Annotated in this window: 26 protein-coding genes; 13 read left to right on the forward strand and 13 right to left on the reverse strand. The window is 59.1% G+C overall.

What is annotated here, in order from left to right:
* Positions 1 to 72 precede the first annotated feature (72 nt).
* The 5 genes from ARCT_RS0121760 (at position 73) to ARCT_RS28155 (ending at position 3,295) form a co-directional block, all read left to right on the forward strand.
* Positions 73 to 579: a DUF1643 domain-containing protein gene (locus tag ARCT_RS0121760; protein WP_027241962.1), complete on the forward strand. Its 507-nt coding sequence runs from the start codon at positions 73 to 75 to the stop codon at positions 577 to 579.
* A 128-nt stretch (positions 580 to 707) separates the two neighbouring features.
* Complete coding sequence (locus tag ARCT_RS0121765; protein ID WP_240476363.1) at positions 708 to 1,871, forward strand: calcium-binding protein; 1,164 nt, start codon at positions 708 to 710, stop codon at positions 1,869 to 1,871.
* A gap of 376 nt (positions 1,872 to 2,247) precedes the next feature.
* Complete coding sequence (rpsO, locus tag ARCT_RS0121775) at positions 2,248 to 2,517, forward strand: 30S ribosomal protein S15 (protein ID WP_027241964.1); 270 nt, start codon at positions 2,248 to 2,250, stop codon at positions 2,515 to 2,517.
* A 135-nt stretch (positions 2,518 to 2,652) separates the two neighbouring features.
* Positions 2,653 to 2,958 carry a DUF6525 family protein gene (locus ARCT_RS26720; RefSeq protein WP_051360946.1) on the forward strand — a complete coding sequence of 102 codons (306 nt, stop codon included), beginning with the start codon at positions 2,653 to 2,655 and terminating at the stop codon, positions 2,956 to 2,958.
* Between the two features lie 169 nt (positions 2,959 to 3,127).
* Complete coding sequence (locus ARCT_RS28155) at positions 3,128 to 3,295, forward strand: hypothetical protein (RefSeq protein ID WP_154665419.1); 168 nt, start codon at positions 3,128 to 3,130, stop codon at positions 3,293 to 3,295.
* Between the two features lie 102 nt (positions 3,296 to 3,397).
* Here the strand turns inward: ARCT_RS28155 and ARCT_RS0121790 are convergent, their stop codons facing one another.
* A complete protein-coding gene (locus tag ARCT_RS0121790; protein WP_027241965.1) occupies positions 3,398 to 4,753 on the reverse strand; it encodes a pyridoxal phosphate-dependent decarboxylase family protein in 1,356 nt (451 codons plus the stop codon).
* 58 nt (positions 4,754 to 4,811) lie between these two features.
* On the opposite strand from ARCT_RS0121790, the gene ARCT_RS0121795 reads away from it, so the two are divergent.
* On the forward strand, positions 4,812 to 5,138 hold the full coding sequence (locus ARCT_RS0121795; protein WP_027241966.1) for an ArsR/SmtB family transcription factor: 327 nt from the start codon (positions 4,812 to 4,814) through the stop codon (positions 5,136 to 5,138).
* Here the strand turns inward: ARCT_RS0121795 and ARCT_RS0121800 are convergent.
* Complete coding sequence (locus tag ARCT_RS0121800; RefSeq protein ID WP_027241967.1) at positions 5,135 to 5,563, reverse strand: PACE efflux transporter; 429 nt, start codon at positions 5,561 to 5,563, stop codon at positions 5,135 to 5,137. The two genes, ARCT_RS0121795 and ARCT_RS0121800, sit on opposite strands and share 4 nt — an antisense overlap.
* 306 nt (positions 5,564 to 5,869) lie before the next feature.
* Here ARCT_RS0121800 and pnp point away from each other — a divergent pair, with 306 nt between their 5' ends.
* Positions 5,870 to 8,002, forward strand: coding sequence for a polyribonucleotide nucleotidyltransferase (gene pnp / locus ARCT_RS0121805; RefSeq protein WP_027241968.1), 2,133 nt, complete (start codon positions 5,870 to 5,872; stop codon positions 8,000 to 8,002).
* Between the two features lie 124 nt (positions 8,003 to 8,126).
* Here pnp and ARCT_RS28160 read toward each other — a convergent pair whose 3' ends face one another.
* On the reverse strand, positions 8,127 to 8,267 hold the full coding sequence (locus ARCT_RS28160) for a hypothetical protein (protein ID WP_154665420.1): 141 nt from the start codon (positions 8,265 to 8,267) through the stop codon (positions 8,127 to 8,129).
* Between the two features lie 158 nt (positions 8,268 to 8,425).
* On the opposite strand from ARCT_RS28160, the gene ARCT_RS26725 reads away from it, so the two are divergent.
* Entirely contained in the window at positions 8,426 to 9,175 is a 750-nt protein-coding gene (locus ARCT_RS26725) for a glycosyltransferase family 25 protein (RefSeq protein WP_051360948.1), read from the forward strand.
* 19 nt (positions 9,176 to 9,194) lie between these two features.
* On the opposite strand, the gene ARCT_RS0121820 is transcribed toward ARCT_RS26725, so the two are convergent.
* A complete protein-coding gene (locus tag ARCT_RS0121820; protein ID WP_027241969.1) occupies positions 9,195 to 9,854 on the reverse strand; it encodes an FkbM family methyltransferase in 660 nt (219 codons plus the stop codon).
* 218 nt (positions 9,855 to 10,072) lie between these two features.
* Entirely contained in the window at positions 10,073 to 10,726 is a 654-nt protein-coding gene (locus ARCT_RS0121825) for a peroxiredoxin (protein WP_027241970.1), read from the reverse strand.
* A 275-nt stretch (positions 10,727 to 11,001) separates the two neighbouring features.
* Here ARCT_RS0121825 and ARCT_RS0121830 point away from each other — a divergent pair, with 275 nt between their 5' ends.
* Positions 11,002 to 12,441 (forward strand): aldehyde dehydrogenase family protein, encoded by a 1,440-nt coding sequence (locus ARCT_RS0121830; RefSeq protein WP_027241971.1) that lies wholly within the window; start codon positions 11,002 to 11,004, stop codon positions 12,439 to 12,441.
* 366 nt (positions 12,442 to 12,807) lie between these two features.
* On the opposite strand, the gene ARCT_RS0121835 is transcribed toward ARCT_RS0121830, so the two are convergent.
* The gene (locus ARCT_RS0121835) at positions 12,808 to 13,260 is read right to left on the reverse strand and encodes a glyoxalase superfamily protein (protein ID WP_027241972.1); all 453 of its coding nucleotides are present in this window, start codon (positions 13,258 to 13,260) and stop codon (positions 12,808 to 12,810) included.
* Between the two features lie 286 nt (positions 13,261 to 13,546).
* On the opposite strand from ARCT_RS0121835, the gene ARCT_RS0121840 reads away from it, so the two are divergent.
* Together ARCT_RS0121840 and ARCT_RS0121845 are read left to right on the forward strand one after the other, a co-directional pair.
* A complete protein-coding gene (locus tag ARCT_RS0121840) occupies positions 13,547 to 14,083 on the forward strand; it encodes a VOC family protein (RefSeq protein WP_154665421.1) in 537 nt (178 codons plus the stop codon).
* Positions 14,084 to 14,193: 110 nt separating this feature from the next.
* Positions 14,194 to 15,042: an alpha-1,2-fucosyltransferase gene (locus ARCT_RS0121845; protein WP_027241974.1), complete on the forward strand. Its 849-nt coding sequence runs from the start codon at positions 14,194 to 14,196 to the stop codon at positions 15,040 to 15,042.
* 36 nt (positions 15,043 to 15,078) lie between these two features.
* Here the strand turns inward: ARCT_RS0121845 and ARCT_RS0121850 are convergent, their stop codons facing one another.
* A complete protein-coding gene (locus ARCT_RS0121850) occupies positions 15,079 to 15,732 on the reverse strand; it encodes an RluA family pseudouridine synthase (RefSeq protein ID WP_027241975.1) in 654 nt (217 codons plus the stop codon).
* Between the two features lie 158 nt (positions 15,733 to 15,890).
* On the opposite strand from ARCT_RS0121850, the gene ARCT_RS0121855 reads away from it, so the two are divergent.
* Complete coding sequence (locus ARCT_RS0121855; RefSeq protein ID WP_027241976.1) at positions 15,891 to 16,301, forward strand: nuclear transport factor 2 family protein; 411 nt, start codon at positions 15,891 to 15,893, stop codon at positions 16,299 to 16,301.
* A 70-nt stretch (positions 16,302 to 16,371) separates the two neighbouring features.
* Here ARCT_RS0121855 and rarD read toward each other — a convergent pair whose 3' ends face one another.
* The 5 genes from rarD to ARCT_RS0121880 form a co-directional block, all read right to left on the reverse strand.
* Positions 16,372 to 17,277, reverse strand: a complete 906-nt coding sequence (gene rarD, locus ARCT_RS0121860) for an EamA family transporter RarD (protein WP_027241977.1) — start codon at positions 17,275 to 17,277, stop codon at positions 16,372 to 16,374.
* A 115-nt stretch (positions 17,278 to 17,392) separates the two neighbouring features.
* Positions 17,393 to 18,187 carry an IclR family transcriptional regulator gene (locus tag ARCT_RS0121865; protein ID WP_027241978.1) on the reverse strand — a complete coding sequence of 265 codons (795 nt, stop codon included), beginning with the start codon at positions 18,185 to 18,187 and terminating at the stop codon, positions 17,393 to 17,395.
* A 10-nt stretch (positions 18,188 to 18,197) separates the two neighbouring features.
* The gene (locus tag ARCT_RS0121870; protein WP_027241979.1) at positions 18,198 to 19,556 is read right to left on the reverse strand and encodes a TRAP transporter large permease; all 1,359 of its coding nucleotides are present in this window, start codon (positions 19,554 to 19,556) and stop codon (positions 18,198 to 18,200) included.
* Entirely contained in the window at positions 19,556 to 20,224 is a 669-nt protein-coding gene (locus tag ARCT_RS0121875) for a TRAP transporter small permease (protein WP_027241980.1), read from the reverse strand. The genes ARCT_RS0121870 and ARCT_RS0121875 overlap by 1 nt, the downstream gene beginning before the upstream one ends.
* A 109-nt stretch (positions 20,225 to 20,333) precedes the next feature.
* Positions 20,334 to 21,566, reverse strand: coding sequence for a TRAP transporter substrate-binding protein (locus tag ARCT_RS0121880; RefSeq protein ID WP_027241981.1), 1,233 nt, complete (start codon positions 21,564 to 21,566; stop codon positions 20,334 to 20,336).
* 110 nt (positions 21,567 to 21,676) lie between these two features.
* Here ARCT_RS0121880 and ARCT_RS0121885 point away from each other — a divergent pair, with 110 nt between their 5' ends.
* Positions 21,677 to 23,281 carry a GMC family oxidoreductase gene (locus ARCT_RS0121885; RefSeq protein ID WP_027241982.1) on the forward strand — a complete coding sequence of 535 codons (1,605 nt, stop codon included), beginning with the start codon at positions 21,677 to 21,679 and terminating at the stop codon, positions 23,279 to 23,281.
* A 59-nt stretch (positions 23,282 to 23,340) separates the two neighbouring features.
* Here ARCT_RS0121885 and gyrB read toward each other — a convergent pair whose 3' ends face one another.
* Entirely contained in the window at positions 23,341 to 25,758 is a 2,418-nt protein-coding gene (gyrB, locus tag ARCT_RS0121890) for a DNA topoisomerase (ATP-hydrolyzing) subunit B (protein ID WP_027241983.1), read from the reverse strand.
* Positions 25,759 to 25,809: the final 51 nt, after the last annotated feature.

Below are 25,809 nucleotides of genomic sequence, written 5' to 3' on the forward strand. Positions count from 1 at the left end.
TTCTTGCCAGGCAAGCCCGCTCTTTCAACGGCTGGGCTTGCCTCGTGACGACGGGACTGGCAGGACAGAGCCATGATCACTCGCAGCCATACCAAGGGCGACGCGCCCTCCACCGCCGTCTATTCCGATTGCGAGATCTTTCGCTACAGCCTCACCCGTGTCTGGGATCCGGCGGGGCAGCGGGTGATGTTTGTGATGCTGAACCCCTCCAAGGCCACCGAGGTGCAGAATGACCCCACCATCGAGCGCTGCGAACGGCGCGCCCGCGCCCTGGGCTTTGGTGGGTTTCAAGCCACCAATATCTTTGCCATTCGCGCCACCGATCCAAAGGTGATGCGCAGCGCCGCAGACCCGGAAGGCCCCGACAACAAGGCGGCGATCCTACAGGGGCTGGACTGGGCCGATATGGTGATCTGTGCCTGGGGCACCCACGGCGCCCACCGTAACCAGGGCGCCGCGATCGAGACCCTGCTGCGCGCCAGTGGAAAACCCTTGCACCATCTTGGTCTCAGCAAGCACGGCCACCCCAAACATCCGCTCTATATTGCCTACAGCCAGCGCCCCCTACGCTGGAATTAATGCATTTTTAACGGTGGCTCTATCACCGGTATTTCGCCAAGCCATTGAAGTCTGGCGAAAAGTGGCGTTAACCGATGTTCTCTATTTGTTTGGATACAATTAGGGAAAATATGGCAAACTGATCACAAATGGACGGTCTGGTTGCGCTCTGCCCTGGCCGGTTTTGGAGATATGCCATGTTGTGGATTGCAGGCCTGTTGGGCCTCATGGGAATCGGCGGGGCCGCCCTGCTGGATTTTGGGGACGACGGGTCCACAGATGCGACCGACGAGACCCAGACCTCTGGCGATGGGTCGGGTCCCAATTCTTCCGACGACGTCCCAACCACGCCTGCAGATGAATTTCTGGATGACGCGACCGGCGGCTCCGATCAGGGGATTGAAATTTGCGATTTCATCGACACGGAAAGTGGCGATTCAACCGACCCTGATGACACTGGCGACACCGGCAGCGATACAGGACGGCGACTGATCTATGATGGTGACCAGCTCACCGGTTCCGAGATTGCGGATATCCTTGGCGGCAGCAACTTCGACGACGAACTCCTCGGAGAAGACGGCGATGACCAGCTCAACGGATATGACGGCAGTGATTACATTGATGGCGGCGGCGACGACGACAGCCTGTATGGCGGGGCGGGCGACGACACGCTGATTGGCGGCAGCGGCAATGACCTGCTGCATGGCGAATATGGTGACGACAGCCTGGCAGGCGGAACGGGGGACGACAGCCTGTTTGGCCATTTTGGCGCCGATACGCTGATGGGCGGCGATGGCGCGGATCAGGGGCATGGCGGCCAGGGGGATGACTCGCTGAACGGCGAGGGCGGAAATGACGCCCTGCATGGCAATGACGGCAACGACAGCCTGCAGGGGGGGGCTGGTCAGGACAGCCTGTTTGGCGGCAATGGCAATGATTTTGTCTGGGGCGCCGATGACGGAACCGACGCGGATTACCTCAATGGCGGGGCGGGCGACGATACACTGGTTGCCGGGGCGGGCGATATCGTCACGGCCGGTGACGGGGCCGATGAGATCTGGGCCGAGGATCTGGCCGGCAGCGGTGAGGCTGTCCAGTTGATGGATTTTAACCGCGATGAGGATCAGCTGGTGGTGTTCTGGAACCCAGACAGCGAGGCAGAACCAGAGATTTCGATCGAACCCGACAGTGACGACCCCGACCAACAGGTCATTCGCGTCAACGGGACCGAGGTCTTGCGCCTTACCGGGGCGGAAGGGTTGAGCGTCTCGGATATTGCCCTGATGGATGCCCAGCTTGGCCTTTCCAGCTAAAGCATGACCCGATGGCCAACCTGGTGACCAAATGGCGGCCAACCTGGTGACCAGCCTGGTGAGCAGCCTGGTGAGCAGCCTGGCGGCAAAAAGGCGGCAAAAAGGCGGCAAAAAGGCGGCAAAAAGGTGGGATGGGAAAACCTGCCCTGGACGGTGATCGACCATTAGGGACCCCCTGTGGGAACATTTGTGCGCAACTTTGAGCGGGCCATGTCCCCGCCTCTGCAGTTCTTCTTTGCCTTTTGTGCCATTACCGCCTATACGCCCGCATCTACCCCGGATCCACAAAGGATTCGCGGTGGTTTCTACTCCATGGGCCTGTGCTGGACGACATCCCGGCCTGTGCCATCACTCTAACCTTTTAAAGGAGACCCCGATGTCGATCACAGCTGAAGAAAAAGCACGCCTGATGAAAGAATTTGCAACCAAAGAAGGCGACACCGGTTCGCCCGAAGTACAGGTTGCTATCCTCACCTCGCGCATCAACACCCTGACCGAGCACTTCAAAACCCACAAGAAAGACAACCACGGTCGTCGTGGCCTTTTGAAAATGGTTGCTCTGCGTCGTAAGCTGCTGGACTACACCAAAGGCAAAGATGAGGCCCGTTACCAGGACCTGATCAAACGTCTTGGCATCCGCCGCTAAGAATACCAATCCTTTTGGGATTATCAGCGCCCGCTCAGATTTGAGCGGGCGTTTTTTTGTCCATGGCTCGGGCCCGCTTGCACCTGATGGAACCAACAGGTAAGAGATTTGCTACGTTATAACATATGTGTACTCATGCAGCCTTTCCCTGTCCCCCACCGGTCCAAACGCAATCTTGGCGAAACCCGCGTAAAACGCCGTAAACGCAGCGAAGATCCGATGCAGGCCTATGATCAACTACCGCGTGACCTGCGGCTGTGGATGCAAAGCGCCAAACTGCCTTGGTCGCCTGCCTCCTGCCGCAGGCTCTGGCTCAAGACCAAAGTCAGGGGCGACAGTCTGGAACAGGCGCTGGCAAGTCTCGACCGGGCAGAGGCCGCAACGCTGGCACGCGGCGACGGGCCGCGCCGGGTGCCAGCGTTGCCAACAGTGGAATTATAGGGGGCGCAGGGTGGCATGGCGTTGCAGGACATCTCCCAATGGGCGTTCTTCACCTACACTTTTGGATATGCCCTGCCCCTATCGCACCCAAAACCCTCCCCCTGCATATCTTAGCCAGCGCCGGGAAATCGGATAAAAAGGTCATACAACAACCGCGAGGATACTTACCTTGACCTATTCACTTAGCCTGCACAGATCCATGGAACGGGGGGAATTCAAGCCTCTGAACCTGAAACGCACCGCGATCAAGCCCAGCACCGCCCAGTCCTCGGCCCCTGTCGCGAGCGCCGCCACACGCAAAGTGCGTCTGCCAATTTTCAAACAGCCCAGCGCCTAGGGCTTGTCCTTCAAATCAGATCAGGCCGAGCCAAGGATTCCTGAATGGCCCGCCCAGCCGCCGCGCAATCGGTTTGTGCACTGCCCCTCTGCATATTGCCGATCAGCCGTCTCCCCTGGCGCCAATCCCCAGCAAGAGAGTGATGAGCTGGTCCACATGGCTGTCCTGTGTGCGAAAGGAGGATAGGCTGATGCGGAATGCCGGGCGACCTTGCCAGAGGGTGCCACCAAACCAGGAGGTACCACTTTGCTGAACTTTCTGCAAAATGGCCTCGGTTGCAGCATCATCCCTGCCGCGCACCAGGACCTGATTGAGCACCACCCGGTTCAACACCTCAAACCCCGCCTCCTCCAGGGCCGCACAAATGCGCCGGGCCTGATTGTGATGGCCTGCGACCAGATCTGCCACCCCCGCCTTGCCCAGGCTGCGCAGCGCTGCCCAGACCGGAATGCCGCGCGCCCGACGCGAGAATTCCAGCGTCAGGTTCTTTTGCGCCTCCGCCGAAGCGGTGGAATAGGCGGCATCGCTGTTCATCACCCGGGCCAGCGCCTGCGGGTCCCGGCAAATCGCCATGGCACCGTCATAGGGCGTGTTGAGCCATTTGTGGCCATCGGTGGTCCAACTGTCGGCGCCTTCGATCCCCTTGGTCAAATCGCGCAACCCCGGCGCGGCACGGGCCCAGAGCCCAAAGGCACCATCCACATGCACCCAGGCCCCGGCGGCCTTGGCACCGGGAATGAGCCTGGCAAAATCGTCAAACTCGCCCGTGTTGACCTCGCCGGCCTGCAACACCAGCAGGGTTGTGGCATCCATGTCCGGCAACTGGTCCGGCAGGATCCGCCCCTGGTCATCCACCGGCGCCTTGATCACCCGGTTCCAGCCAAAGCCCAGCACCTGCAGCGCTTTGCGCACCGTGACATGGGTGCTGGCCGCCACCACCACCTTGACCTCGGGTGCGCCATGCAGCCCATCATTCACCACATCCCAGCCCTGCCGCGCCAAGAGTTCGGCCCGGGCAGCAGCCAGACAGCTGAGCCCACAGGCAGTGGCGGAGGTGCCAAAGGCCACGGCACTGCTGCGCGGCAAGTCCAGGATCTCCAGCAGCCACTTGCTGGCCTGCTGTTCAAGGGCATAGGCCGCCGGGCTGCCATCCTCGGCCGAGGCGCATTGATCCCAGGCAAGCGCCAGACGTTCCGCCGCTGCCGCCACCGGCAGGCTGGCACCAATGACAAAGCCAAAATAGTTCGGCCCGTTGGAGGCCACTGTGGCCGGTGAGCCAAGATCATCCATCAAGGCAATGGTTTCCGCAGCGGCGCGCCCCTGGTCGGGCAGAGCCTCATCAAACCCTGCAAGCGCGGCAATATCCTGGTCACTGGGAAAAACCCGACGGGTCTCGGCACCCGCCACATAGGTGCGGCCACGCCTGTCGGCTTCCTGTAGCAACTGATCCTCATCCATGGCAGTCTCTCCCTATCCGATTCAATATCGAGAATAATCTATATAGAAGATTTACTATATGAACAAGCCGCTCGTCACCCATCTTGCCGCGCTGCGCGCCCTGGCCAATCCTCACCGGGTTCAGATCATGGATTGGCTGCTGGACCCCCCAAGCCATTTCCCGCCGCAGCGCGATGGTGATCTGGTGGAGGATGGTGTGTGTGTTGGCTTTATCACCGACAAAACCGGCCTCAGCCAGCCAACCGTGACCAGCCACATGAAAAGCCTGGAGCAGGCCGGATTGGTGAGCTCAAAAAAGATCAAGAACTGGGTATTCTACAAGGCAAACCAGGCGGCGCTGAAACAGATCGCCACCAGCTTCACCAGCGCCAGCGAGGCGCGTTAGTCGGTGGTCAGCTGCGCCGGAATTGGGAACAGCAGATCGTAGGCCCAGTTGTAGACAAAGGCATAGACGAGATAAAACCCGGCAAAGCCAAGGTCCATCATCAAGGCGGTCCACAGCCCGATCTGCAGATACCAAGCGATAAACGGCAGCGATATTGCCAGCAGGCCGGTCTCAAAGAGCACCGCGTGAAAGATACGCAACAGGACCGATTTCCCAGTGTGACCCAGCCAGCGCATCATGGCGCGATCAAAGCAGAGGTTGAAGGCATAGTTCCACAGGGTCGCCACCGTCGCCACCACCAAAGCCACAACACCAATTGCATGCATTTCAAGGCCAAAAGCCCAGGAACCCAGGGGGGTAGCGGTCAACAATCCGACGATTTCAAAACTCACCGCGTGGCGGATCCGATCTGCTGTGCTGCGCATATGCTGCCCCTGTCCTCTGGCCAAGATGGCGTTGAACCGGGCCGTCCCGTGCGCTGTCCCGCTGTCGCGGGGGAGGTCGTCCTCTCACCCCGGCACTATATCGCGGGTTGTTTTGACCGCAAGACCACCCCCGGCCCCTCTTTTACTTTCTTTTGGCAGCTTTCTGCTGTATGGGCGGCTTATCTGAGACACGTGCCCGGCTTCGGCACGCGAAAGCAAGATGGAAGAGGCCGGCGGCAATGGGGCCGCTATATGCAACGGGAGACCCGGGATCCGCCTGGGAGTGCTCCCAATTAGGATGCTGACATGTTCAACGTTACGAAAAAATCTATGCAGTGGGGCGAAGAAACGCTGACACTGGAAACGGGCAAGGTTGCCCGTCAGGCAGATGGCTCGGTCATCGCCACGCTGGGTGAGACCAGCGTTATGGCCAACGTGACTTTTGCGCGCAAGCAAAAGCCCGGTCAGGACTTCTTTCCTCTGACAGTCCACTACCAAGAAAAATACTACGCCGCAGGTAAAGTACCCGGTGGTTTCTTCAAGCGCGAAGCGCGCCCAACCGAAAAAGAAACACTGACTGCGCGCCTGATCGACCGTCCGATCCGCCCGCTGTTTGTTCCCGGCTTCAAAAACGAAGTTCTGGTCATGTGCACCGTGCTGAGCCACGACCTGGTCAATGACCCGGACATGGTTGCAATGATCGCGGCCTCCGCTGCGCTGACCCTGTCTGGTGCGCCTTTCATGGGTCCAATCGCAGCGGCCCGCGTTGGTTTTGAAGGCGGCGAATACGTCCTCAACCCAACCGTCGACGATATGCAGGACCTGCGCCTGAACCCAGAACAGCGTCTGGATCTGGTTGTTGCCGGCACCAAAGACGCGGTGATGATGGTTGAATCCGAAGCCTATGAGCTGTCGGAAGCCGAAATGCTGGGCGCGGTCAAATTCGCCCATGAAGCCATCCAGCCGGTGATCGACCTGATCATCTCGCTGGCGGAAGAAGCGGCAAAAGAGCCCTTTGACTTTGCTGCGCCTGATTACTCGGACTTGTATGAGGCTGTGAAAGCCGCAGGCGAAACCGAGATGCGCGCCGCCTTTGCGATCAGCGACAAGCAAGAGCGCACCAGTGCTGTTGCTGCCGCCCGCGAAACCATCAAGGCCGCTCTGAACGAAGAGCAGCTGGACGATGCCAACCTTGGCTCGGCGATGAAAAAGCTGGAAGCTGGCATTCTGCGTGGCGATGTTGTCAAAACCGGCAAGCGTATCGATGGCCGTGCCACCGACGAAATCCGCGATATCGTCTCGGAAACCGGCCTGCTGCCACGGACCCACGGTTCCGCCCTGTTCACCCGTGGTGAAACCCAGGGTCTGGTTGTGACCACTTTGGGCACCGGCGACGACGAGCAGTTCATCGACGCGCTGCACGGCAACTTCAAATCCAACTTCCTGCTGCATTATAACTTCCCTCCCTATTCGGTTGGTGAAGTTGGTCGTGTGGGCGGCCCCGGCCGTCGTGAAATTGGTCATGGTAAGCTGGCATGGCGCGCGCTGCAGGCGGTTCTGCCTGCGGCAACCGACTTCCCCTACACCATCCGCGTGGTCTCCGAGATCACCGAATCCAACGGCTCTTCCTCGATGGCTTCGGTCTGCGGTGGCTCCCTGTCGATGATGGATGCGGGTGTACCGCTGAAAGCACCGGTTGCTGGTGTTGCCATGGGTCTGATCCTGGAAGACGACGGTTCTTATGCGATCCTGTCCGACATCCTGGGTGACGAAGATCACCTCGGCGACATGGACTTCAAAGTGGCCGGTACCGAAGCAGGTATCACCTCTTTGCAGATGGACATCAAGATCGCAGGCATCACGCCCGAGATCATGGAAAAAGCCCTGGAGCAGGCCAAAGCTGGCCGTATCCACATCCTGGGCGAGATGAACAAAGCACTGTCCGGTGCTGCGGAATTCTCGGTCCACGCGCCCCGCATCGAGACCATGCAGGTGCCCACCGACAAGATCCGTGAAGTCATCGGGTCCGGCGGTAAAGTCATCCGCGAGATCGTCGAAGTTTCCGGCGCCAAGGTTGATATCAATGACGAAGGCATCATCAAGATCGCATCGCCCAACGGCGACTCGATCAAGAAAGCCTACGACATGATCTATTCCATCGTGGCCGAGCCCGAAGAAGGCAAAGTCTACACCGGTAAAGTTGTCAAAATTGTCGACTTCGGCGCCTTTGTGAACTTCTTTGGCAAGCGCGACGGCCTGGTGCATGTGTCCCAGATCGAAAACCGCCGCCTGAACCACCCTTCGGATGTTCTGAAGGAAGGTCAGGAAGTGAAAGTGAAGCTCTTGGGCTTTGACGATCGCGGCAAGGTCCGCCTGTCGATGAAAATGATCAATCAGGAAACCGGCGAAGAAATGGCTCCTGAGCAAAAAGAAGACTAATCTCGTCTTCTGACCATTGCGAAAGGCCCCGGAGTTCTGCTCTGGGGCCTTTTTTTTCGGCCCAAACCCTACCTGTCCGGGCGGGCGCCTAGCACAGGCGCTAGTACAGGCCCTAGTACTGGCCCTAGCACAGGCAGTCTGGCGAGGCCGCCACACCCGCATCAATCACCACGCCATCTTCTTCGATCAGCGGCAGGCAGGCGCAGTCCTTTGGCCAGGTGAGCCAGATCGCAATCCCGCCTGCGGCCAGGACCACAGCTGCCATACTCAAGATCCAGCGCATTGCTCTCCCTTCCCGCCTGATAAAGTCACCCCTACCCTAGTTCGACACCGCGCCCACACTCCACAGGAAAACCGCCGCGCCCGCATCTGGCAACGGCCAGAACGCTTTTCTAACGCAGCATTCTGCGGTAGATGCAGCCCATGCATTCACTGATCATTCATATGCCGGACAGCGGCAAACGTGCCGCCAATGTGGAGCACCTGCTGTTTGCGCTCCCCAATGCCGAAGTCGTCGAGGCCGTGAACGGGCGCGCGGTGGCTGCGGATCTCAGTGAAATCCTGCACCCTGGTGATCTGCACAAGCCAAGCTACCCCTTTCGCCTCTCCCCCGGAGAAATCGGCTGCTTTCTGTCGCATCGGCGCTGCTGGCAGCGCATTGTCGATGCCGGTTGGGACTATGCGCTGATTGTCGAAGACGATCTGGCGCTTGATCCGGCTCTCTGGGCCGATGTGCTGATGCTGATCAAAGACCAGGCCAGTACCGATAGTTTTATCCGGCTGCCAGCCAAGCGCCGGGAGGTGCCTGTGGCGCAACACGCGCAGCAGGGGGAGAGCAAGCTATTCCTGCCCAGGGTCATCGGCCTGCAAACTGTTGCACAGGTGGTGGGACGCGCCGCCGCACAACGGTTGCTGGCCACCACCGAACAGCTGGATCGCCCCGTTGATACCTTTTTGCAGATGCACTGGATTCACCAGCAGCAAATCCAGACCATCCTGCCCAATGGCGTCTCGGAACAAACCGAGGCGCTCGGCGGCTCCACCATTCAAAAACGCAAGTCCGGCAGCAAGCTGGCGCGCGAATTCAAACGCAGCCTCTACCGGGCAAAGGTCTCTGCCCGGCCGCAAATAGACGGACCTGGGAAACCGGGAAACCTGGGAAAACCGGCCTGAAAGATTGTCTGGACGGCGCCTATTTCAGGCGCCACTCCTCCCAGACGAAGGTATAACACCAGGCACAGGAATGGGTGGCGGCAAGCTGGGCGCGAATTGCGTCCCGATCGGCGCTCCAGGAGGGATCAAACAGGTGAAACTGCACCTGAAGGCGTTTGATCCGCCCGATGAGCCCGGCATCAATCAATCCCGGCAGCAGGTCGTATTCCCCGCCTTCGATATTGATCTTGGCCAGATCGACGCTTTGCAATTCCGAGGTGGCAAAGAAATCGGCAACAGAGCGGACTTCGGCAACATAGGTCTGGCCTGACTTTGCCCCAAAGGCAGAGGAGGCATCCGCAGAATCGCTCAGTGTTATCTGTCCAGGCTCTGAACCAATGGCGCATTCGTGGACCGTGATGTTTGAATTGGTCGAAAACTTGCGGCGCAGCTCTTTGGCAAAGCCCGGATGGGGCTCAAAAATATGAATGATCGCCGCAGGCCGAACCGCAAGGACAACGTCGCTCCAGCCGCCTTCATAGCCGCCGATATCCAGAACAACCGGCTGCTGTGGCAGGTCATCATATTGCAACAGATGACTGTCCGAGGCCTTGTCAGCCTTCCAGGCCTTCATCCCCTTGTGCAGCGGCGCCTTCCACGGGTTTCGCTTGAGATCGATCCAACGCTTAAGAGATGCCACCTGTTTTCCTCTTCCAGATCACTTCAGAGCCACATCCCCCCGGATAAGCGGTTTTGCGGCAGATGCCAACCAAACAGGCGCTTCCAGGGGGCTCGGCACAGGTGCCGACATGTGGCGAACTGCCCAAGTGAGAACAGCGCAGGCCAGCCAAAAGATGACTGACCCGCCCATTTTTATTTATTGCTCGGCTTGCTTGCCCAGCTTTGTTAACCGGCGGCTTATTCAGGCGCTTTGGTTTTGCGCAGATAGGGGAAGATGGTTTCAAACGTACCAAACTTCGCCGTGGCGTCCTCGTTTGACACGGTGGGTGGGATGATCACATCTTCGCCGGGCATCCAGTTGGCCGGGGTGGCAACGCCATTCCCCGTGGACATCTGCAAGCCATCCAGGGCACGCAGGATTTCGGCAAAGTTCCGGCCCACGGACATCGGGTAGGTCATCGACAGCTTCAGCTGCTTGTCCGGCCCAATGATAAAGACCGACCGCACAGTGGCGCTGTCGGCAGGGGTACGACCGTCGGGCAGATAGGCTTCGGCGGGCAGCATATCAAAGGCTTTGGAGACCGCCAGGCCTTCATCCGCAATGATCGGAAAACCCGCAGCCGCATTGCCGTATTTCTCAATGTCGCCCTTCCACTTTTTGTGATCCTCAACCCCATCAACGGAAACGCCAATCACCTTGGTGCCGCGCTTGGCCCATTCCTCGCTCAGCTGTGCAACAGCCGAAAACTCGGTGGTGCAGACCGGGGTGAAATCCTTGGGGTGGGAAAACAGAATCGCCCAGCTGTCGCCGATCCAATCGTGAAAAGTGATCTCTCCCTGGTCGGTGTCAGCCGTGAAATTTGGAACTACATCATTAATACGCAAACCCATGACGGTCTCCTCTCATGTCTATTGCCGACCGCAAGGCAGCCCGCAGTCAGTGATGCCGCAACGTTACAGCCCGAGGCTGGATTGGCCAGCCCAAAAGACAATGAGCATGGTCAATTGGCCCTATCCCTGCGGAACTCTGCCTGAGTTTCGTTGCTCTCGAATAATTTGATCATATTATTGCACGTGACCGCTTGCCCCGCCGGAACCGCGATGACAAAGTACTGAATGACTTCCGGCCTGCGCGCCGGATACTGCGTCTGACTGGGAGAGTGGACATGATTGAGAAACGCGACTTTTATATCAACGGTGCGTGGGTTGCCCCCGCGCAGGCAAATGATTTTGAGGTAATCGACCCCTCAACCGAAGAGCCCTGTGCGGTGATCTCGCTGGGGGGGCAGGCGGATACTGACGCAGCTGTTGCCGCCGCCAAGGCCGCCCTGCCAGGCTGGATGGCCACCCCGGTGGCCGAGCGTATCGCGCTGGTCGAAAAACTGATCGAGATCTACGGCAAGCGCAGCGAAGAGATGGCGCAGGCCATCTCGGTTGAGATGGGCGCCCCCATCGATATGTCGCGCAGCCAGCAGGTTGGCGCCGGCAGCTATCATCTGCAGAACTTCATTGACGCCGCCAAGGCCTATGCCTTTGACGCGCCACTGGGCGACCACGCCCCCAACGACCGCATCATTCACGAAGCCGTTGGCGTTGCGGCGCTGATCACCCCTTGGAACTGGCCCATGAACCAGGTGACGCTGAAAGTCGGCGCTGCTGCGGTTGCTGGCTGTACCATGGTGCTGAAACCCTCCGAGCAAAGCCCGCTCAACGCGATGCTCTTTGCCGAGATGATGGATGAGGCCGGCTTCCCCAAGGGCGTGTTCAACCTGGTCAACGGCGACGGCGTTGGCGTCGGCTCTCAGCTGACCGCGCATCCTGATGTGGATATGGTCTCCTTCACCGGCTCGACCCGCGCCGGTACCGCGATCTCCAAATCGGCAGCGGAAACCTTGAAGAAGGTGCATCTGGAGCTCGGCGGCAAAGGCGCCAACGTGATCTTTGACGATGCCGATGACAAGGCGGTGAAGCGTGGTGTGCTGCATATGATGAACAACACTGGCCAAAGCTGTAACGCTCCCAGCCGGATGTTGGTTCAGAAAGGTATCTACGATCAGGCGGTTGCCACCGCAGCCGAGGTTGCCTCCAAGATCACCGTTGGTCCCGCCTCCGAAGGTGGCCGCCATATCGGCCCGGTGGTGAATGAGCTGCAGTGGAACAAGATCCAGGATCTAATCCAAAAAGGCATCGATGAAGGCGCCAAGCTGGTCGCCGGTGGCACCGGACGCCCCGACGGGTTGAACAAAGGCTTCTACGTCAAACCCACGGTCTTTGCCGATGCCAACAACCAGATGGTGGTGGCCCGCGAAGAGATCTTTGGCCCGGTTCTGACCATGATCCCCTTTGACACCGAAGAGGAAGCCATCGAGATCGCCAATGACACGCCCTACGGTTTGACCAACTACGTGCAGACCCAAGACAGCGCCCGCGCCAACCGTATGGCCCGTGTGCTGCGCTCTGGCATGGTTGAAATCAACGGCAAATCCCGCAGTGCTGGTGCGCCCTTTGGCGGCATGAAACAGTCGGGCAATGGTCGGGAAGGCGGCAGCTGGGGGATCGAAGATTTCCTTGAGGTAAAAGCCGTCGGCGGCTGGACACCAGAATAAAGACCGTCTCGTCAGAGACGGACATTTTAGAAGGTCGCCCTCCGGGCGGCCTTTCTTTTTGTCCCCTCTGTTGCCTCTGGCGCCAAGCTCCAGGCCCGATCTCCAGGCCCAAGCTTCGCAAATCCCAGAACCAATTTACGTAAAGCGAGCGCTCCCGCGTCCCGCCCCCGTTCTGGCGCTGCCAGAACAGGGACGGATCTTGGGCCCGGCGCCGCGCTTTAGCGCGGCGCCGGGCCCAAGGGGAGGAAGGGTTTCGCCAGAAACACTGCCGACGCGCGGGAGCCCCCCCCTGCAATGAGGCCGCTCTCATATCCCTGCTCCCTGTTTTGCTCAGATTTGATCACAAAGCAGGAGAGCGGCGCATCCTCATGGGTGTTTTTCTGGGGCTGGCCCTTCGACAATCAGCTGCGGCACCCCATCCGAGGTTTTCTGCACAGAGCAGCCATCCCAGCCGATCACCCCTTTGACCCGTTGGCGCAGGCTCGAAAAGCTCTCGAACTGCACCACATCGACGGGGCTGTCAAAATGCAGCGTGATCTGGCGGTGCTCACCATCTCCCATCAGGGACAGCCCGCGAATCTCACCCCTAAAGGCCTGTCCCAGATAGCGTCCACGCACCCGGTCCCCAACCCGCAGCTGCAACCGGTTTCCCGCCCGCGCCTGCAGGGTGTTCCAGTCGCGGGCTCCATATTGCTGCGCCACCAGTTCCAAGGATTTGGAATGGCCAACCACAACACCACTGCTGTGCAATTGCTGTCGCAGGCGTTTTGCCTGCAGTTTCAACACATCCGTTGACGGTAGATTAGAAAAATCAGTCATCTGTTTCTCGTCCCAAAAGGGCACGCAAATTACGATGGGCACCGCATTGCCATCCAGCGCACCATGGTTTGAGCGATAGATGTCGTCTTGATCGTCTCAGGGTTTCACCATGGCCCTCAAACGGGCTGCGGCAGGCAGGAGACCCAAACCTTGCGCCTCGCCTACGGCAGTTTCCCCCGATCCGTCAAGTCCTGCAGATTTTTACAAGGACCCTGCACAGCAAGCCTTGACCTAAAGCCGGGTTGAGAAAGCAGGGTGCAGATATTTCGCAATCAAGGACACTCTCATGACATCAACTCCCCGGCAAAACCCTGCCCCCAAAAAACATCCCAATCAGATCACCCCCCAGATCACTGCCCAGATTACCGGGCTTTATGAGACCCATCTTCCGGTCGCCGATCTGACCCGCTCCCGTGCTTTTTATCACGACATGCTCGGCCTGCCGCTGGCCCATGAGCTGGCTGAACGCCGGGTCAGCTTTTATTGGGTGGGCAGTCCGGAAACCGCCATGCTGGGCCTCTGGGAGATGGGCAGTGCGCCCTTGGCCATGCGCCTGCATATTGCCTTTCGCATGGCTGCCGCAGATATCCACCGGCTCTGTGACCAGCTCAGTCAGCGGGGCATTCAGCCCCTCAACCTGATCGGAGAAAAGATCAGCGAACCCATCGTTATTGGCTGGATGCCCGCCCTCTCGGTCTATTGCACTGATCCCGACGGCCACTCGATCGAGTTCATCGCCAAGCTGCCAGAACCGCCAGACCCGGACTTTGGCCAGGGCCCCTATAGCCGCTGGCAACAGCGCACCGCCCCCGCGCGCGGATAGTGTTTCGCGCGCGAAACATCAGGGTGCGCGCGCAAACTGGTCACGGGATCAAAAGCACTCTATGGAGAACAGGCATCCCCTATTGCCTGCCATCTGATGAGGAACCCGCCATGATCACTGCCCGTCTGCACGGTCGTCTCGGCAACCAGATGTTTCAATATGCAGCCGCCCGCGCGCTGGCGCATCGGCTGCACACCACCGTCGCGCTGGACAGCCGCGGGGCCGAGCTGCGCGGCGAGGGGGTGCTCACCCGGGTCTTTGATCTTGATCTCTCCCCTGCCGACAAGCTGCCGCCGCTCAAACAGCAGGCGCCGCTGCGTTATGGGCTCTGGCGTGGGCTTGGGCTGGCACCACGGTTTCGCCGCGAGCGCGGCCTTGGCTACAATCCAGCCTTTGAAACCTGGGGAGATGACAGCTACCTGCACGGCTATTGGCAAAGCGAGAAATATTTTCACCGCATCGCTGATCTGATCCGGTCGGAATTCACCTTCCCCGCCTTCAGCAACAGTCAGAATGCTGAGATGGCCGAGCAGATTGCAACGGGGACAGCCATTTCCCTACATGTGCGGCGCGGAGATTATGTTGCACTTGCGGCCCATGTGCTGTGTGATCAGGCCTATTACGAGGCCGCCCTGGCCCGCATTCTCGATGGGCTGCCCGATGCGGCACCAACCGTCTATGTCTTCTCGGATGATCCCGATTGGGCCAAGGCCAATCTGCCGCTGCCCTGCCGCAAGGTGGTTGTGGATTTCAACGGGCCGGAAACCGATTTTGAAGACATGCGCCTGATGAGCCTGTGCACTCACAACATTATCGGCAATAGCTCGTTTTCCTGGTGGGCGGCCTGGCTCAACCAAAATGCGCAAAAACATGTGGCAGGGCCGACCAATTGGTTTGGAACCCCCAAGCTCAGCAACCCCGATATTCTCCCCGACGACTGGCTGAAAATCACTGCATAGGCCAAGGAGGGCCCGGCTGGGATACGGCGGCGGCTGTCAGAAAGGCGCCTTGGCGCGGAACTTCATCGATTCGCCGCTGTCAGGGTGCTTGATCCGCAATTCTTCTGAGTGCAGCATCATCCGGGGAAACGCGCGCGCGGCACCAGTGGCATACAGCGGATCGCCCAGGATCGCATGGCCCAATGCCATCATATGCACCCGCAGCTGATGGGTGCGGCCGGTCTTTGGCGTCAGTCGCACACGGGTCTCATCCTCACCGTATTTCACCACCCGGTAATCGGTGACAGCGGGCTTGCCACTGTCGTGGCAGACCATCTGCCGGGGGCGGTTGGGCCAGTCCACGATAAGCGGCAGATCAACCTCGCCGGCGCGTGGCGCCAGATGGCCGGTGAGACGCGCAACATAGGCTTTGCGGGTGGTGCGTTTTTCAAACTGCATCGACAGATGCCGCTGCGCATGGGGCGTCACCCCAAAGACCAAAATGCCCGAGGTATCCCGGTCCAGCCGATGCACCAGCAAGGCCTCGGGAAAGGCCAGCTGTAGGCGACTGAGCAGGCAGTCGGCCAGATGGTCACCGCGCCCAGGAACACTTAGCAACCCGGCCGGTTTGTTCACCACCAGGATCTGGGCGTCATGATGCAGGATCTCCAGCGGATCCTGCGGCGGGGTATAGTCACTTGAAACAGCCATAGGCGCCTGCCTACTGTGCCTTGCCCGCCACGGCAAGTTCCCGTGACGTCGCGCTTGCCCTGATTGGAGAGGAACCGCAGAGTTCAGCCCAGCAGTGACATGCCAAAAACTGGCCAAACACTGGCCAAACACATGTCAATACTCAAGGGAGAGAGACCATGCATCCAACCATCACCCGCATGCAGGACGTTGTCGCCAAAGGCGACGAGAGCCTCATCGCCGATCTGCTGGCCGAAGACGTGACCTTCCTGCCGCCAACCTATTGGAAAACCTGGACAGGACGTGCGCCCGTTGCCGCCGTGCTGGGCCATGTGGGCAAAGTCTTCTCCGAGTTCCGCTATCGCCGCATCATGGGCGAGGGCAAGGACTGGGCGCTGGAGTTCCAATGCAAGGTGGGCGATCTCGACACCGTTGGCGTTGATCTGATCACCCTGAATGACGCAGGGCTGATCCAGACCTTCGAAGTGGTTATGCGCCCCCATAAAACCATTGGCGCCCTGCGCGATGCCATCAATGCCCGGGTCAAGACAGATGCCCGCTTTTTGGAGTTCCGCAAAGCCCTGAGCTGACCAACCCCTTCAGCTGACAAGGCTGCGCTGCGCCCGCTGCAGCGGCGGCGTGGCAGCCCAAGACCCCGACCTAAACGGCGGGTTTTGGCTGGCCACGCAGCTGTCGGATCAGGGGGATCGAATAGATCACCAAAGCCATCCAGATCATCGGGAAGGCAATCATCCGGGCGCGGCCGAACTCCTCACCAAAGACAAAAACCGCGATCAGAAAAATCATCGTCGGCGCGATATATTGCAAGATGCCAATGGTCGAGAGCCGCAGCAGTTTGGCCCCATTGGCATAGACAATCAGCGGCACCGCCGTCACCAGCCCGCAGCCCATCAACAGCCAGATATCAGCGCCGTGGAAATGGGTTCCGCCAGTTGCAGAGGCATAGGCGAGATAGCCCAGCGCCGGAGGTGTCAGGATCAGCACTTCCAGCATAAAGCCCTGATTGGGGCCAACCGGCAGCTGTTTCTTGAAGAAGGCATAAAAACCCCAGCTCAGCGTCAGCGCAATTGCCACCCAGGGCAGCCGCCCGGCCTCGACCGTCAGCACCACCACAGCGGCAGCGGCCAGGGCAATGGCAACCAGTTGCGTCGGCGTCAGTCGCTCGCGCAGCAGCAAGGACCCCAGGGCGATGCTGAACAATGGGTTGATGTAATAGCCAAGTGCGGCATCCAGCGCATGACCCGAGGCAATCGACCAGACGTAGATCCCCCAGTTCACCGAGATCAGCGCCGCCGTAACACAGGCCATGCCCAGCGTGCGCGGGCTTTTGAGCGCGGCGCGCAGATCCCTGGTCCGTCCCAAGAGCACCAGCAGCAACCCCGCCACCGGCACCGACCAGAGCACCCGATGCGCCACCACCTCAGCCGCTGGAATATGGGACACCAGTTTCATGTATAACGGCAGGAACCCCCACAAAACATAGGCCGAAATGGCAAAGGCCAACCCCTGAGGGGTATCAATATTCTCGCGCGGTTCCTGGGTCATCTCAAAGCTCCTCTGACGCATCTTTATGGCGCTCACACAAAAAGGAGAAGCATGGTTTCTGTTACACTCCCATCACCAATGGTGATGAATGGCAGCCCAGCCAAATCCAGGCCCGTTAGGGGCGCTCCGCCTGCTCGCTGTTGAGCCGGGTCAGCCGGGCAGCGGCCTGTTGCAGGGGCTCCAGAAACTCGAGGATCTGCCCCAGCGCGCGGCGCTGGACCGGCGCGTGCACCGACAGGGTTGCCATCAGCCGCCCCTGTGGATCCAGAATCGGCACCGCAATCGCCGCCATGCCGGTCATGAATTCCTCATCATCCGTTGCATAGCCGCGCGCGCGGGTTTTTTGCAGCTCAGCGCGCAGCGCCTCCGGCGAGGTGATTGTCTGCTCGGTCTGCGGCTCCAGCGCCCGCGCCGATAGAACGCTGTTCAGCGTCGCCGGGCGCAGTGTCGACAGGTACATCTTGCCACTGGCGGTGCAATGAAACGGCACCTGGGTGCCAATCGGCAACTGAATGCGCAGCGGCCATTTTGTCTCAACCCGGTCCAGATAGGTCATGCCCTCGCGATCCGGGGTTGCCAGATTGCAGGTCTCACCAATTTCTTCGGCCACGGCCTTGAGAATGGTCAGCCGCGCCGTACGCAGATGTTCGGAAGAGATAGTATTCACCGCCAGCGCCCGTAGCCGCGGGCCGGGACCATAGGACCGCCCATCCAGATCTCGTTGCAAAAAACCTTCTTCCTCGGCGGTTTGCAACAGCCGGTGCAGGGTGGGTTTGGGCAGGCCCAAGGCCTCCACCAGCTGGGCCGGTTTGACCGCGACGCCACGCCGGGCGACCTCCTCCACGATCAGCAACAATCTCAAATTGGTTGGGATCTGCGTCTCTTTGGCGGCGGGCGTCTGGTCGGGCATGGCGTCACATCTATCTGTTGGGCAGCAGGATCAGCGCGAGGTCGGGCACCAGGGCAACCAGTATCCAAACGCCGATCAAAGCCGCTAGGTAGGGTAGGGTATAGCGCAGCAGGCGAAAGTAGGGAACGCCCGTCACACCCGAGGCAACATAGAGGTTGAGCCCATAGGGCGGCGTAATAAAGCCAATCGAGGCCCCCACCAGGAAGATCACCGAGAAATGGATTGGATCAATCCCAACCGAGGCGGCAATCGGCGCCAGGATCGGGGCAAGGATGATCGTCACTGGCAGGCTTTCCAGCACCATGCCAGAGCAAAACACAATCACCATCGAGGTAAAGAGCACCGCATGATAGCCCCCCATGGAGGTGACAAAATCGCCAATGGTCTGCTGCGCCCCCAGCAGCGACAGGATCTGCTGCATCACCACCGATATCGCAATCAAGGGCGCCAGAATGCCGGTGATCTGGGCCGAACGCACCACCACCGAGGGAATCTGTGACAGGGTGAAACCTTCGACCACCAGCATCTCGGCGTAGGATTTCTCTGCTATTGGCCGGTCCCTGCGCGATCCCATCAGGCGGTTGAGCGGATAGCTCACCAGCCCGGCAATCACGCAAAAGCCCACAGTGACGCCAGCCGCCTCGGTTGGGGAGAACTTGCCTGTATAGATACCCCAGAGCACCAGGCCGATGGCAAAGAACCCCAGCCAGGCGCCAAAGGCGGTTTTCAGCACCCGGGTCAATTGCAGCGGGATCAGATGGCCCCAGCCGTTGATCCGGCAAATGATCCAGCAGGCCAGTTGCATGCCGATGACCATCAAGGCTCCGGGCAGGATGCCTGCCACGAACAGCTCTGATATCGGCAGGTTCAGCAGAAAGCCATAGACAATAAAGATGATCGAGGGCGGGATGATAATCCCCACCGTTCCCCCGGCTGCCGCCGTGGCCGCCGAAAAGCGCTCATCATAGCCGCCTTTGACCATTTCCGGATGCAACATCGACCCGATGGTGGCTGTGGTCGCCGAGTTAGAGCCGGATATGGCGGCAAACAACCCACAGGCGCCCAGTGCTGCCATGGCCAGACCACCGCGCAGCCAGCCCAGGCAGGCATAGGCAAAATCCGATAATCGCCGGGCTATCCCCGACTGGTTGATCAAATCCCCGGTGAGGATAAACAGTGGCATCGCCAGAAGGGCAAAGCCCTTGTTAAAGACGTTCAGCAGCTCTGCCCCCATATTGTCGAGCGTCAGCCCCAGCACAAAGGAGCAGCCAATCACCCAATAGGCAATGACCAGCAGCACCGGCACGCCCAGCATGAACAAAAATGTGACCCCCAGCGAGATCAGCGTGACCCAGGATCCATCCGTCATCAGATATCCCCTCCGATCACTGCCTGTTTGATCAGCGGCGCGCCAGAGCGCCAGTTGGCGATATCCTCGATCAGGTTTTCAAACACCCGCGCCACCATCAGCACAAAGGACAAGGGGGCAGTGATCAGGAACCACCACTGCATGACATTGTCAGTGCCCAGCACAATCTGAAAATTCGACGCCGAAAGCGCCGTTATCCGCGAGGTGGTAACCAGCACAATCACCGCAAAGACAAACCACAAAACCGCATCCAGCATCAGGCAGGCCAGCTGCCCGGCCCGCGGCATCATGGTGCGGAACTCGGCAAAGCTGAGATGGGTGCGCAGTCGCACGTTAAAGGCGGCACCAAACCAGGCCATGATCATGAACAACAGCGGCGGGATCGTGGTCGACCAGGGCTGCTGATTGGAGAAAATGAAGCGATCAATGACGCCCCAGAAGATGATAAGGGCAATCGCCAGATAGCTGTAAACCATCACCGTGCGCTCAAGATGCCGGTCCAGCCAGGGCAGCAGCTTGTAGATCCACAGCATGATCAAACCGCTTAGCGCAGTGGCGATTGTGCCAAAGACCCAGGCGCCTTCGGTTTTCAGCGCATTGCGGATTTCCCAGCTGTCTTGTGATGCAAATGCACGAAATATATCGCTGATCTCAGACCAGAGTGCCATCTTTTCCTCCCTGTTGTCCGCCCCGTGACCCACCCGGTTACGCCGGTGTGTCTGGACAAGTGAAATCGGCGCGCGGCTGCACGCCGATCCGCGTTCATGGTTCTGGATCTTAGGTTTTCCACCAGCGGCGCGGTTCGACATTCTCCGGCTTCATATCCTTGGGCACCTGGCGCGCGATGTCATAGATCTCCTGATAGGTATCAATGCCACCGGCCCAGTTGTTCAAACGGTCCCGCCACTGCTCCCAAAGCTGCGGTTGGAACTCGGGCGAGCACATTTCCTCGGCCATTTTGATCTGATCATCCGCCAGGAAGGCGTTGCGCACGTTGTTTTTGGCAAAGATCGTGCCGGGCATCTGCGGATCGGAATGACCCACAGTTTTGATCAGCGCCGCCTCGTTTGCCGCCTGCACATGGGTCTGCGCCCAATAGGCGCTCTCCATCACCGCATCCTGCAAATAGCCCTCAAGACTGTCAAAGACAGCGGCGCTCATCGAGGTATGTTCGGTGCCACAGAAGAATTTCAGATCCACCGACTGGCTGACCACCGGCGCCATATTGGCGTAGGCCACAGCCGAGGCCCAGGTTTCGGCGCCGTCAATCAGCCCCTGTTTCAACCCGTCCAGAGTTTCTTCCCAGGCGACAGGCACCGGGTTGAGGTTCAGCGCCTGCATGGCAATGCGGCCCAGCTGGGTGCCGGTGACGCGGTTCTTGGTGCCAAAAAGCTGCTCCAGCTTGGTCACGGTTGGCTTGCCCTCCCAACCCAGACCCAGCTGAATGCCGCGCAGCTCACAATGGCTGAACAGGAACTTCAGCCCGTGTCGTTTTTCCAGCGGTTCGCGCAGGATGCGCTGCGATTCGGGGCTATAGAGAAAATGATACTGCGCGGCCCGGCCAGGAAACATATAGGCGTAGTCGAGCACATTGAGATAGGGCGCGCCCCCTGCGGAATTCTGAGTTGAGGCGGCATAGATATCCACGATGCCCTGTTGGGTTTTTTCCACGCAGGAGGTCTGGCCGCAGATCTGGTTATTGCCAATGAACTCGATACGGATCTCCCCATCCGTGCGGCTCTCCAGATCGCGGGCGAACTCCAAACCACCAGCCCGTTCAATCAGCAGGTTCTGGGCATTAAACCCAGAGGCCCCAAACTTTAACGTGTGCTTGGCCGGCTTGGAAAACCGCCTTTCATAGGTCGATTCCGCCGCTGACGCCAGATTGGCCAGGCTCATGGCCCCTCCAAAGCCCCCCGCCGCCAAAAGTGTCGAGCTCATGCCATATCGTCCTGCAACCCGGAACAGCTCTCGCCGTGAGATATGGTTAAGATTCTCCTTGAGTCCCATAGTCTTCCTCCCTAAATGATCATTATTGAGACGTTTTATCTCAAAAAAAGCTAGCCCAAATCATACAATCTGCATAGAGTTTTTTTCGTGAGCAACCGGAGGAGCGTGTTTTGGAGGCTGATTATATCATCGTGGGTGCCGGTTCTGCGGGCTGTGTCATTGCCAATCGGCTCAGTGCGGACCCCAGGACAAAGGTCGTCCTGCTTGAGGCCGGCGGGCGTGATATCAACCCCTGGATCCACATCCCTGTTGGCTATTTCAAAACCATTCACAACCCAAAGGTGGACTGGTGTTACAAGACCGAACCGGATCCGGGGCTGAATGGGCGCTCGATTGAATGGCCACGCGGCAAGGTGCTGGGAGGCTCTTCCTCGCTCAATGGGCTGCTCTATGTGCGCGGCCAATCGCAGGACTATGACCGCTGGCGGCAGATGGGGAACGAAGGCTGGGGCTGGGACGATGTATTGCCCCTGTTCAAACGCTCCGAAAACAACGAGCGCGGCAGCGACGCCTTTCACGGCGATCAGGGCGCTCTTTCCGTGTCGAACATGCGCATTCAGCGCCCGATAACCGATGCCTGGGTGGCCGCAGCCCAGGCCGCTGGTTACCCCTTCAACCCCGATTACAACGGTGCCGACCAAGAGGGCGTTGGCTTTTTCCAGCTCACCGCGCGCAATGGGCGGCGTTGCTCGGCTGCGGTGGCCTTTTTGAACCCGGTCAAATCGCGGCCAAACCTGCAGATTATCACCCATGCCCATGTGCAACGTGTTGTTTTGGAGGGCATGCGCAGCACCGGCGTCGCCTATCGCGATCGCACCGGCGCGACCCATTTCATCAGGGCAAACCGCGAAGTTATCCTCTCAGGCGGGGCGATCAACTCACCACAGTTGCTGATGCTGTCGGGCATTGGCGAGGCAGAGCACCTGTCCGAACATGGCATCAAGGTGGTGGCCGACCTGCCAGGCGTCGGCAAAAACATGCAGGACCATCTGCAGGCGCGGCTGGTCTATAAATGCAACGAACCCACCCTGAACGACGAGGTCAGCACGGTGCTGGGACAGGCCAGGATAGGGTTGAAGTACCTGATGTTTCGCGCCGGCCCCATGACCATGGCCGCCAGTCTGGCCACTGGTTTTCTCAAAACCCGCCCCGAGCTGGAAACCCCCGACATCCAGTTCCACGTCCAGCCCCTGTCAGCGGAGAATCCCGGCAAGGGCGCCGACAGGTTTTCGGCCTTTACCATGTCAGTCTGTCAGCTCCGCCCCGAATCCCGTGGCGAAATTCGGCTGAACTCCAGCGATCCCGGCAGCTATCCCAAGATCATTCCAAACTATCTGTCGACCCGGACAGACTGTCAAACCCTGGTTGCGGGCGTGAATATCGCCCGCAGGATTGCCCGGCACTCGCCTTTGAAATCCAAGATCTCGCAGGAGTTCCGCCCCCATGCCGACCTTGATATGGCGGACTATGAAGCAACCCTGCACTGGGCCCGCAACAACACCGCGTCGATCTATCACCCCACAGGCACCTGCAAGATGGGCCAGTCCGGTCAAGCGGTAGTTGATGCGCAGCTGCGGGTTCACGGCATATCTGGCCTGCGGGTTGCCGATTGCTCGATCATGCCCGAGATCGTCAGCGGCAACACCAATGCCCCGGCCATCATGATTGGTGAAAAAGCCAGCGACCTTATTCTTGCGGCCCAGCGGGCTTCTTAGCAAGCATAGCCACAGCACTGCGGGGGCTCCGCAGTGCTGTGGGGTTTAGAGATCAGGCCCTAGAAATCCAGGTTTTCGACGCTCAGCGCGTTTTTCTGAATGAACTCCCGCCGTGGCTCAACCACGTCGCCCATCAGTTTGGTAAACAGATCATCTGCCTCAACCATATCGTCGACACGGACCTGCAACAGGGTGCGGGCATCCGGGTCCAGGGTGGTTTCCCACAGCTGATCGGGGTTCATCTCGCCCAGACCTTTGTAGCGCTGCAGCGACAGGCCTTTTTCGCCCTCTTCCATGATGGCCTTCAACAGATCAAGCGGCCCATGGATTGCCTGGACACGGTCCCGTCGAACCAACTGGCCCGAAGTCGCGTAAACCTCCTGCAAGCTTTTGGTAAAGCTGCCAGTTTTACGAGCTTCACCGGATCGTAGCATGGGACCGTCCAGAGTGCGGACCTCTTCGACACCGCGCAGAATACGGGCGAGGCGAATGCCATGATCCTGGGTGATCCGGCCCTGCCAGCCCTTTTCATATTCCAGCGCAATCAGATCAAGCCGGGTCGCAACCCGGTCGGCAACGCCTTGCAAATCGGCATCAACGGCACCGGGTACAAAGGCGCCGGCCACGGCTGCCTGTTCCAGAATATGGCGCGGATAATGGGTTGGGAAAGCGTCCAGAACCCGTTTCAACTGACGCGCCTCATCAACGACGCGGATAAGATCCTGACCAACCAGCTCTTCGCCGGAGCCCAGTTTCAGCGTGGCCCCTTCGACACCCTGGTTGACCAGATAATCCTCCATTTCGGCCTGATCTTTCAGATAGACCTCGGATTTGCCACGCGCCACTTTGTAAAGCGGCGGCTGGGCGATGTAGAGATAGCCACCTTCGATCAGTTCAGGCATCTGACGATAGAAGAAGGTCAACAGCAGCGTGCGGATATGGGCACCATCAACATCCGCATCGGTCATGATGACGATCTTGTGGTAGCGCAGCTTGGCGATGTTGAACTCATCCCGACCAATGCCAGTGCCCAGGGCCATGACCATGTTGCCAATTTCCTGGCTGCCCAGCATCCGGTCAAACCGCGCCCGCTCGACATTCAGGATTTTACCCTTCAGCGGCAGGATCGCCTGGGTTTTCCGGTCCCGCCCGGTTTGGGCAGAGCCGCCAGCGGAATCACCCTCCACCAGGAAGATTTCGGTGTTGACCGGATCTTTGTCCGAGCAGTCTTTCAACTTGGAGCTCAGGAAGTTGAGATCCATAGGGTTTTTCCGCCGGGTAAGCTCGCGCGCCTTGCGGGCGGCTTCGCGGGCCAGCGCCGCCTCGACGACCTTGCCAACGATCTGCTTGGCCTGGTTTGGATTTTCCTCAAACCATTCCGCCAGCTTTTCATTCACCAGGCTCTCCACCACCGGACGCACCTCAGAGGAGACCAGTTTGTCTTTGGTCTGGCTGGAGAATTTGGGATCCGGCACCTTGACGGACAGAACACAGGTCAGCCCTTCGCGGGCATCATCGCCGGTGAAAGAGATCTTCTCTTTTTTGGCAATGCCGCTGGACTGGGCATAGTTGTTGATCGTCCGGGTCAGTGCGCCGCGGAAACCCGCCAGATGGGTGCCACCGTCGCGCTGTGGAATGTTATTGGTAAAGGGCAGCACCGATTCATGGTAGCTGTCGTTCCACCACATCGCCACCTCAACACCGATGTCATCCTTTTCGCCGGTGATATAGACCGGGGTATCCATCACCGGGGTTTTTGACCGGTCCAGATATTTGACAAATTCTTTGACGCCGCCTTCATAAATCAGCTCTGATTCCAGCCGTTCCGCTGGGCGTTCGTCAATCAGGATGATCCTGACGCCCGAGTTCAGGAAGGCCAGCTCGCGCAGGCGTTTCTCCAGAATCTCAAAGGAATATTCCAGGTTCGAAAAGGTATCCGTCGAGGCCATAAACCGGACCTCGGTCCCGGTTTTGTCGCCACAGTCCTGCACCACTCTCAGGTGCTCGGCGGTATCGCCATGTTCGAACCGTGCGACGTGCTCTTTGCCTTCGCGCCAGATCCGCAGCTCCAGCCAGTCGGACAGGGCGTTTACAACCGAAACACCCACCCCGTGCAGACCGCCGGAAACCTTATAGGAGTTGCTGTCAAATTTGCCGCCCGCGTGCAGCTGAGTCATGATGACCTCAGCCGCTGAAACGCCCTCTTCTTCGTGAATGCCAACCGGGATTCCACGCCCGTTGTCATAAACCGAAACGGAACTGTCCGCATGAATTGTGACCCGAACGTGATCGGCATGATTGGCCAGGGCCTCATCAATTCCGTTGTCCACCACCTCATAGACCATATGGTGCAAACCAGAGCCGTCATCGGTGTCACCGATATACATGCCAGGACGTTTGCGAACTGCCTCCAACCCTTTGAGAACCTTAATGGAATCGGCACCATATTCGGCTGGGCTCTGTTCGTTATCAGACATTCGCGACTTCCTGTTTTAACTTTGTGATTTTATACGCAACTTGGCCCCGAA

Source organism: Pseudophaeobacter arcticus DSM 23566, assembly GCF_000473205.1.
Lineage (GTDB): Bacteria > Pseudomonadota > Alphaproteobacteria > Rhodobacterales > Rhodobacteraceae > Pseudophaeobacter > Pseudophaeobacter arcticus.

Excerpts from the sequence above, each read along its gene's own strand:
- ARCT_RS0121865 (WP_027241978.1), bottom strand. The coding sequence starts at position 18,187 with ATGCCCGACCAGACGCCCGCCGCCAAAGAGACGCAGATCCCAACCAAT.
- ARCT_RS0121840 (WP_154665421.1), top strand. The coding sequence starts at position 13,547 with ATGACATCAACTCCCCGGCAAAACCCTGCCCCCAAAAAACATCCCAAT.
- ARCT_RS0121800 (WP_027241967.1), bottom strand. The coding sequence starts at position 5,563 with ATGCGCAGCACAGCAGATCGGATCCGCCACGCGGTGAGTTTTGAAATC.
- ARCT_RS28160 (WP_154665420.1), bottom strand. The coding sequence starts at position 8,267 with ATGGCAGCTGTGGTCCTGGCCGCAGGCGGGATTGCGATCTGGCTCACC.
- ARCT_RS0121870 (WP_027241979.1), bottom strand. The coding sequence starts at position 19,556 with ATGACGGATGGATCCTGGGTCACGCTGATCTCGCTGGGGGTCACATTT.
- ARCT_RS0121765 (WP_240476363.1), top strand. The coding sequence starts at position 708 with ATGGACGGTCTGGTTGCGCTCTGCCCTGGCCGGTTTTGGAGATATGCC.
- ARCT_RS0121760 (WP_027241962.1), top strand. The coding sequence starts at position 73 with ATGATCACTCGCAGCCATACCAAGGGCGACGCGCCCTCCACCGCCGTC.
- ARCT_RS0121845 (WP_027241974.1), top strand. The coding sequence starts at position 14,194 with ATGATCACTGCCCGTCTGCACGGTCGTCTCGGCAACCAGATGTTTCAA.
- ARCT_RS0121875 (WP_027241980.1), bottom strand. The coding sequence starts at position 20,224 with ATGGCACTCTGGTCTGAGATCAGCGATATATTTCGTGCATTTGCATCA.
- rpsO (WP_027241964.1), top strand. The coding sequence starts at position 2,248 with ATGTCGATCACAGCTGAAGAAAAAGCACGCCTGATGAAAGAATTTGCA.
- ARCT_RS0121830 (WP_027241971.1), top strand. The coding sequence starts at position 11,002 with ATGATTGAGAAACGCGACTTTTATATCAACGGTGCGTGGGTTGCCCCC.
- ARCT_RS0121795 (WP_027241966.1), top strand. The coding sequence starts at position 4,812 with ATGAACAAGCCGCTCGTCACCCATCTTGCCGCGCTGCGCGCCCTGGCC.
- ARCT_RS0121850 (WP_027241975.1), bottom strand. The coding sequence starts at position 15,732 with ATGGCTGTTTCAAGTGACTATACCCCGCCGCAGGATCCGCTGGAGATC.
- ARCT_RS0121855 (WP_027241976.1), top strand. The coding sequence starts at position 15,891 with ATGCATCCAACCATCACCCGCATGCAGGACGTTGTCGCCAAAGGCGAC.
- ARCT_RS0121880 (WP_027241981.1), bottom strand. The coding sequence starts at position 21,566 with ATGGGACTCAAGGAGAATCTTAACCATATCTCACGGCGAGAGCTGTTC.
- pnp (WP_027241968.1), top strand. The coding sequence starts at position 5,870 with ATGTTCAACGTTACGAAAAAATCTATGCAGTGGGGCGAAGAAACGCTG.
- gyrB (WP_027241983.1), bottom strand. The coding sequence starts at position 25,758 with ATGTCTGATAACGAACAGAGCCCAGCCGAATATGGTGCCGATTCCATT.
- ARCT_RS0121790 (WP_027241965.1), bottom strand. The coding sequence starts at position 4,753 with ATGGATGAGGATCAGTTGCTACAGGAAGCCGACAGGCGTGGCCGCACC.
- ARCT_RS0121835 (WP_027241972.1), bottom strand. The coding sequence starts at position 13,260 with ATGACTGATTTTTCTAATCTACCGTCAACGGATGTGTTGAAACTGCAG.
- ARCT_RS26720 (WP_051360946.1), top strand. The coding sequence starts at position 2,653 with ATGCAGCCTTTCCCTGTCCCCCACCGGTCCAAACGCAATCTTGGCGAA.
- ARCT_RS26725 (WP_051360948.1), top strand. The coding sequence starts at position 8,426 with ATGCATTCACTGATCATTCATATGCCGGACAGCGGCAAACGTGCCGCC.
- ARCT_RS0121825 (WP_027241970.1), bottom strand. The coding sequence starts at position 10,726 with ATGGGTTTGCGTATTAATGATGTAGTTCCAAATTTCACGGCTGACACC.
- rarD (WP_027241977.1), bottom strand. The coding sequence starts at position 17,277 with ATGACCCAGGAACCGCGCGAGAATATTGATACCCCTCAGGGGTTGGCC.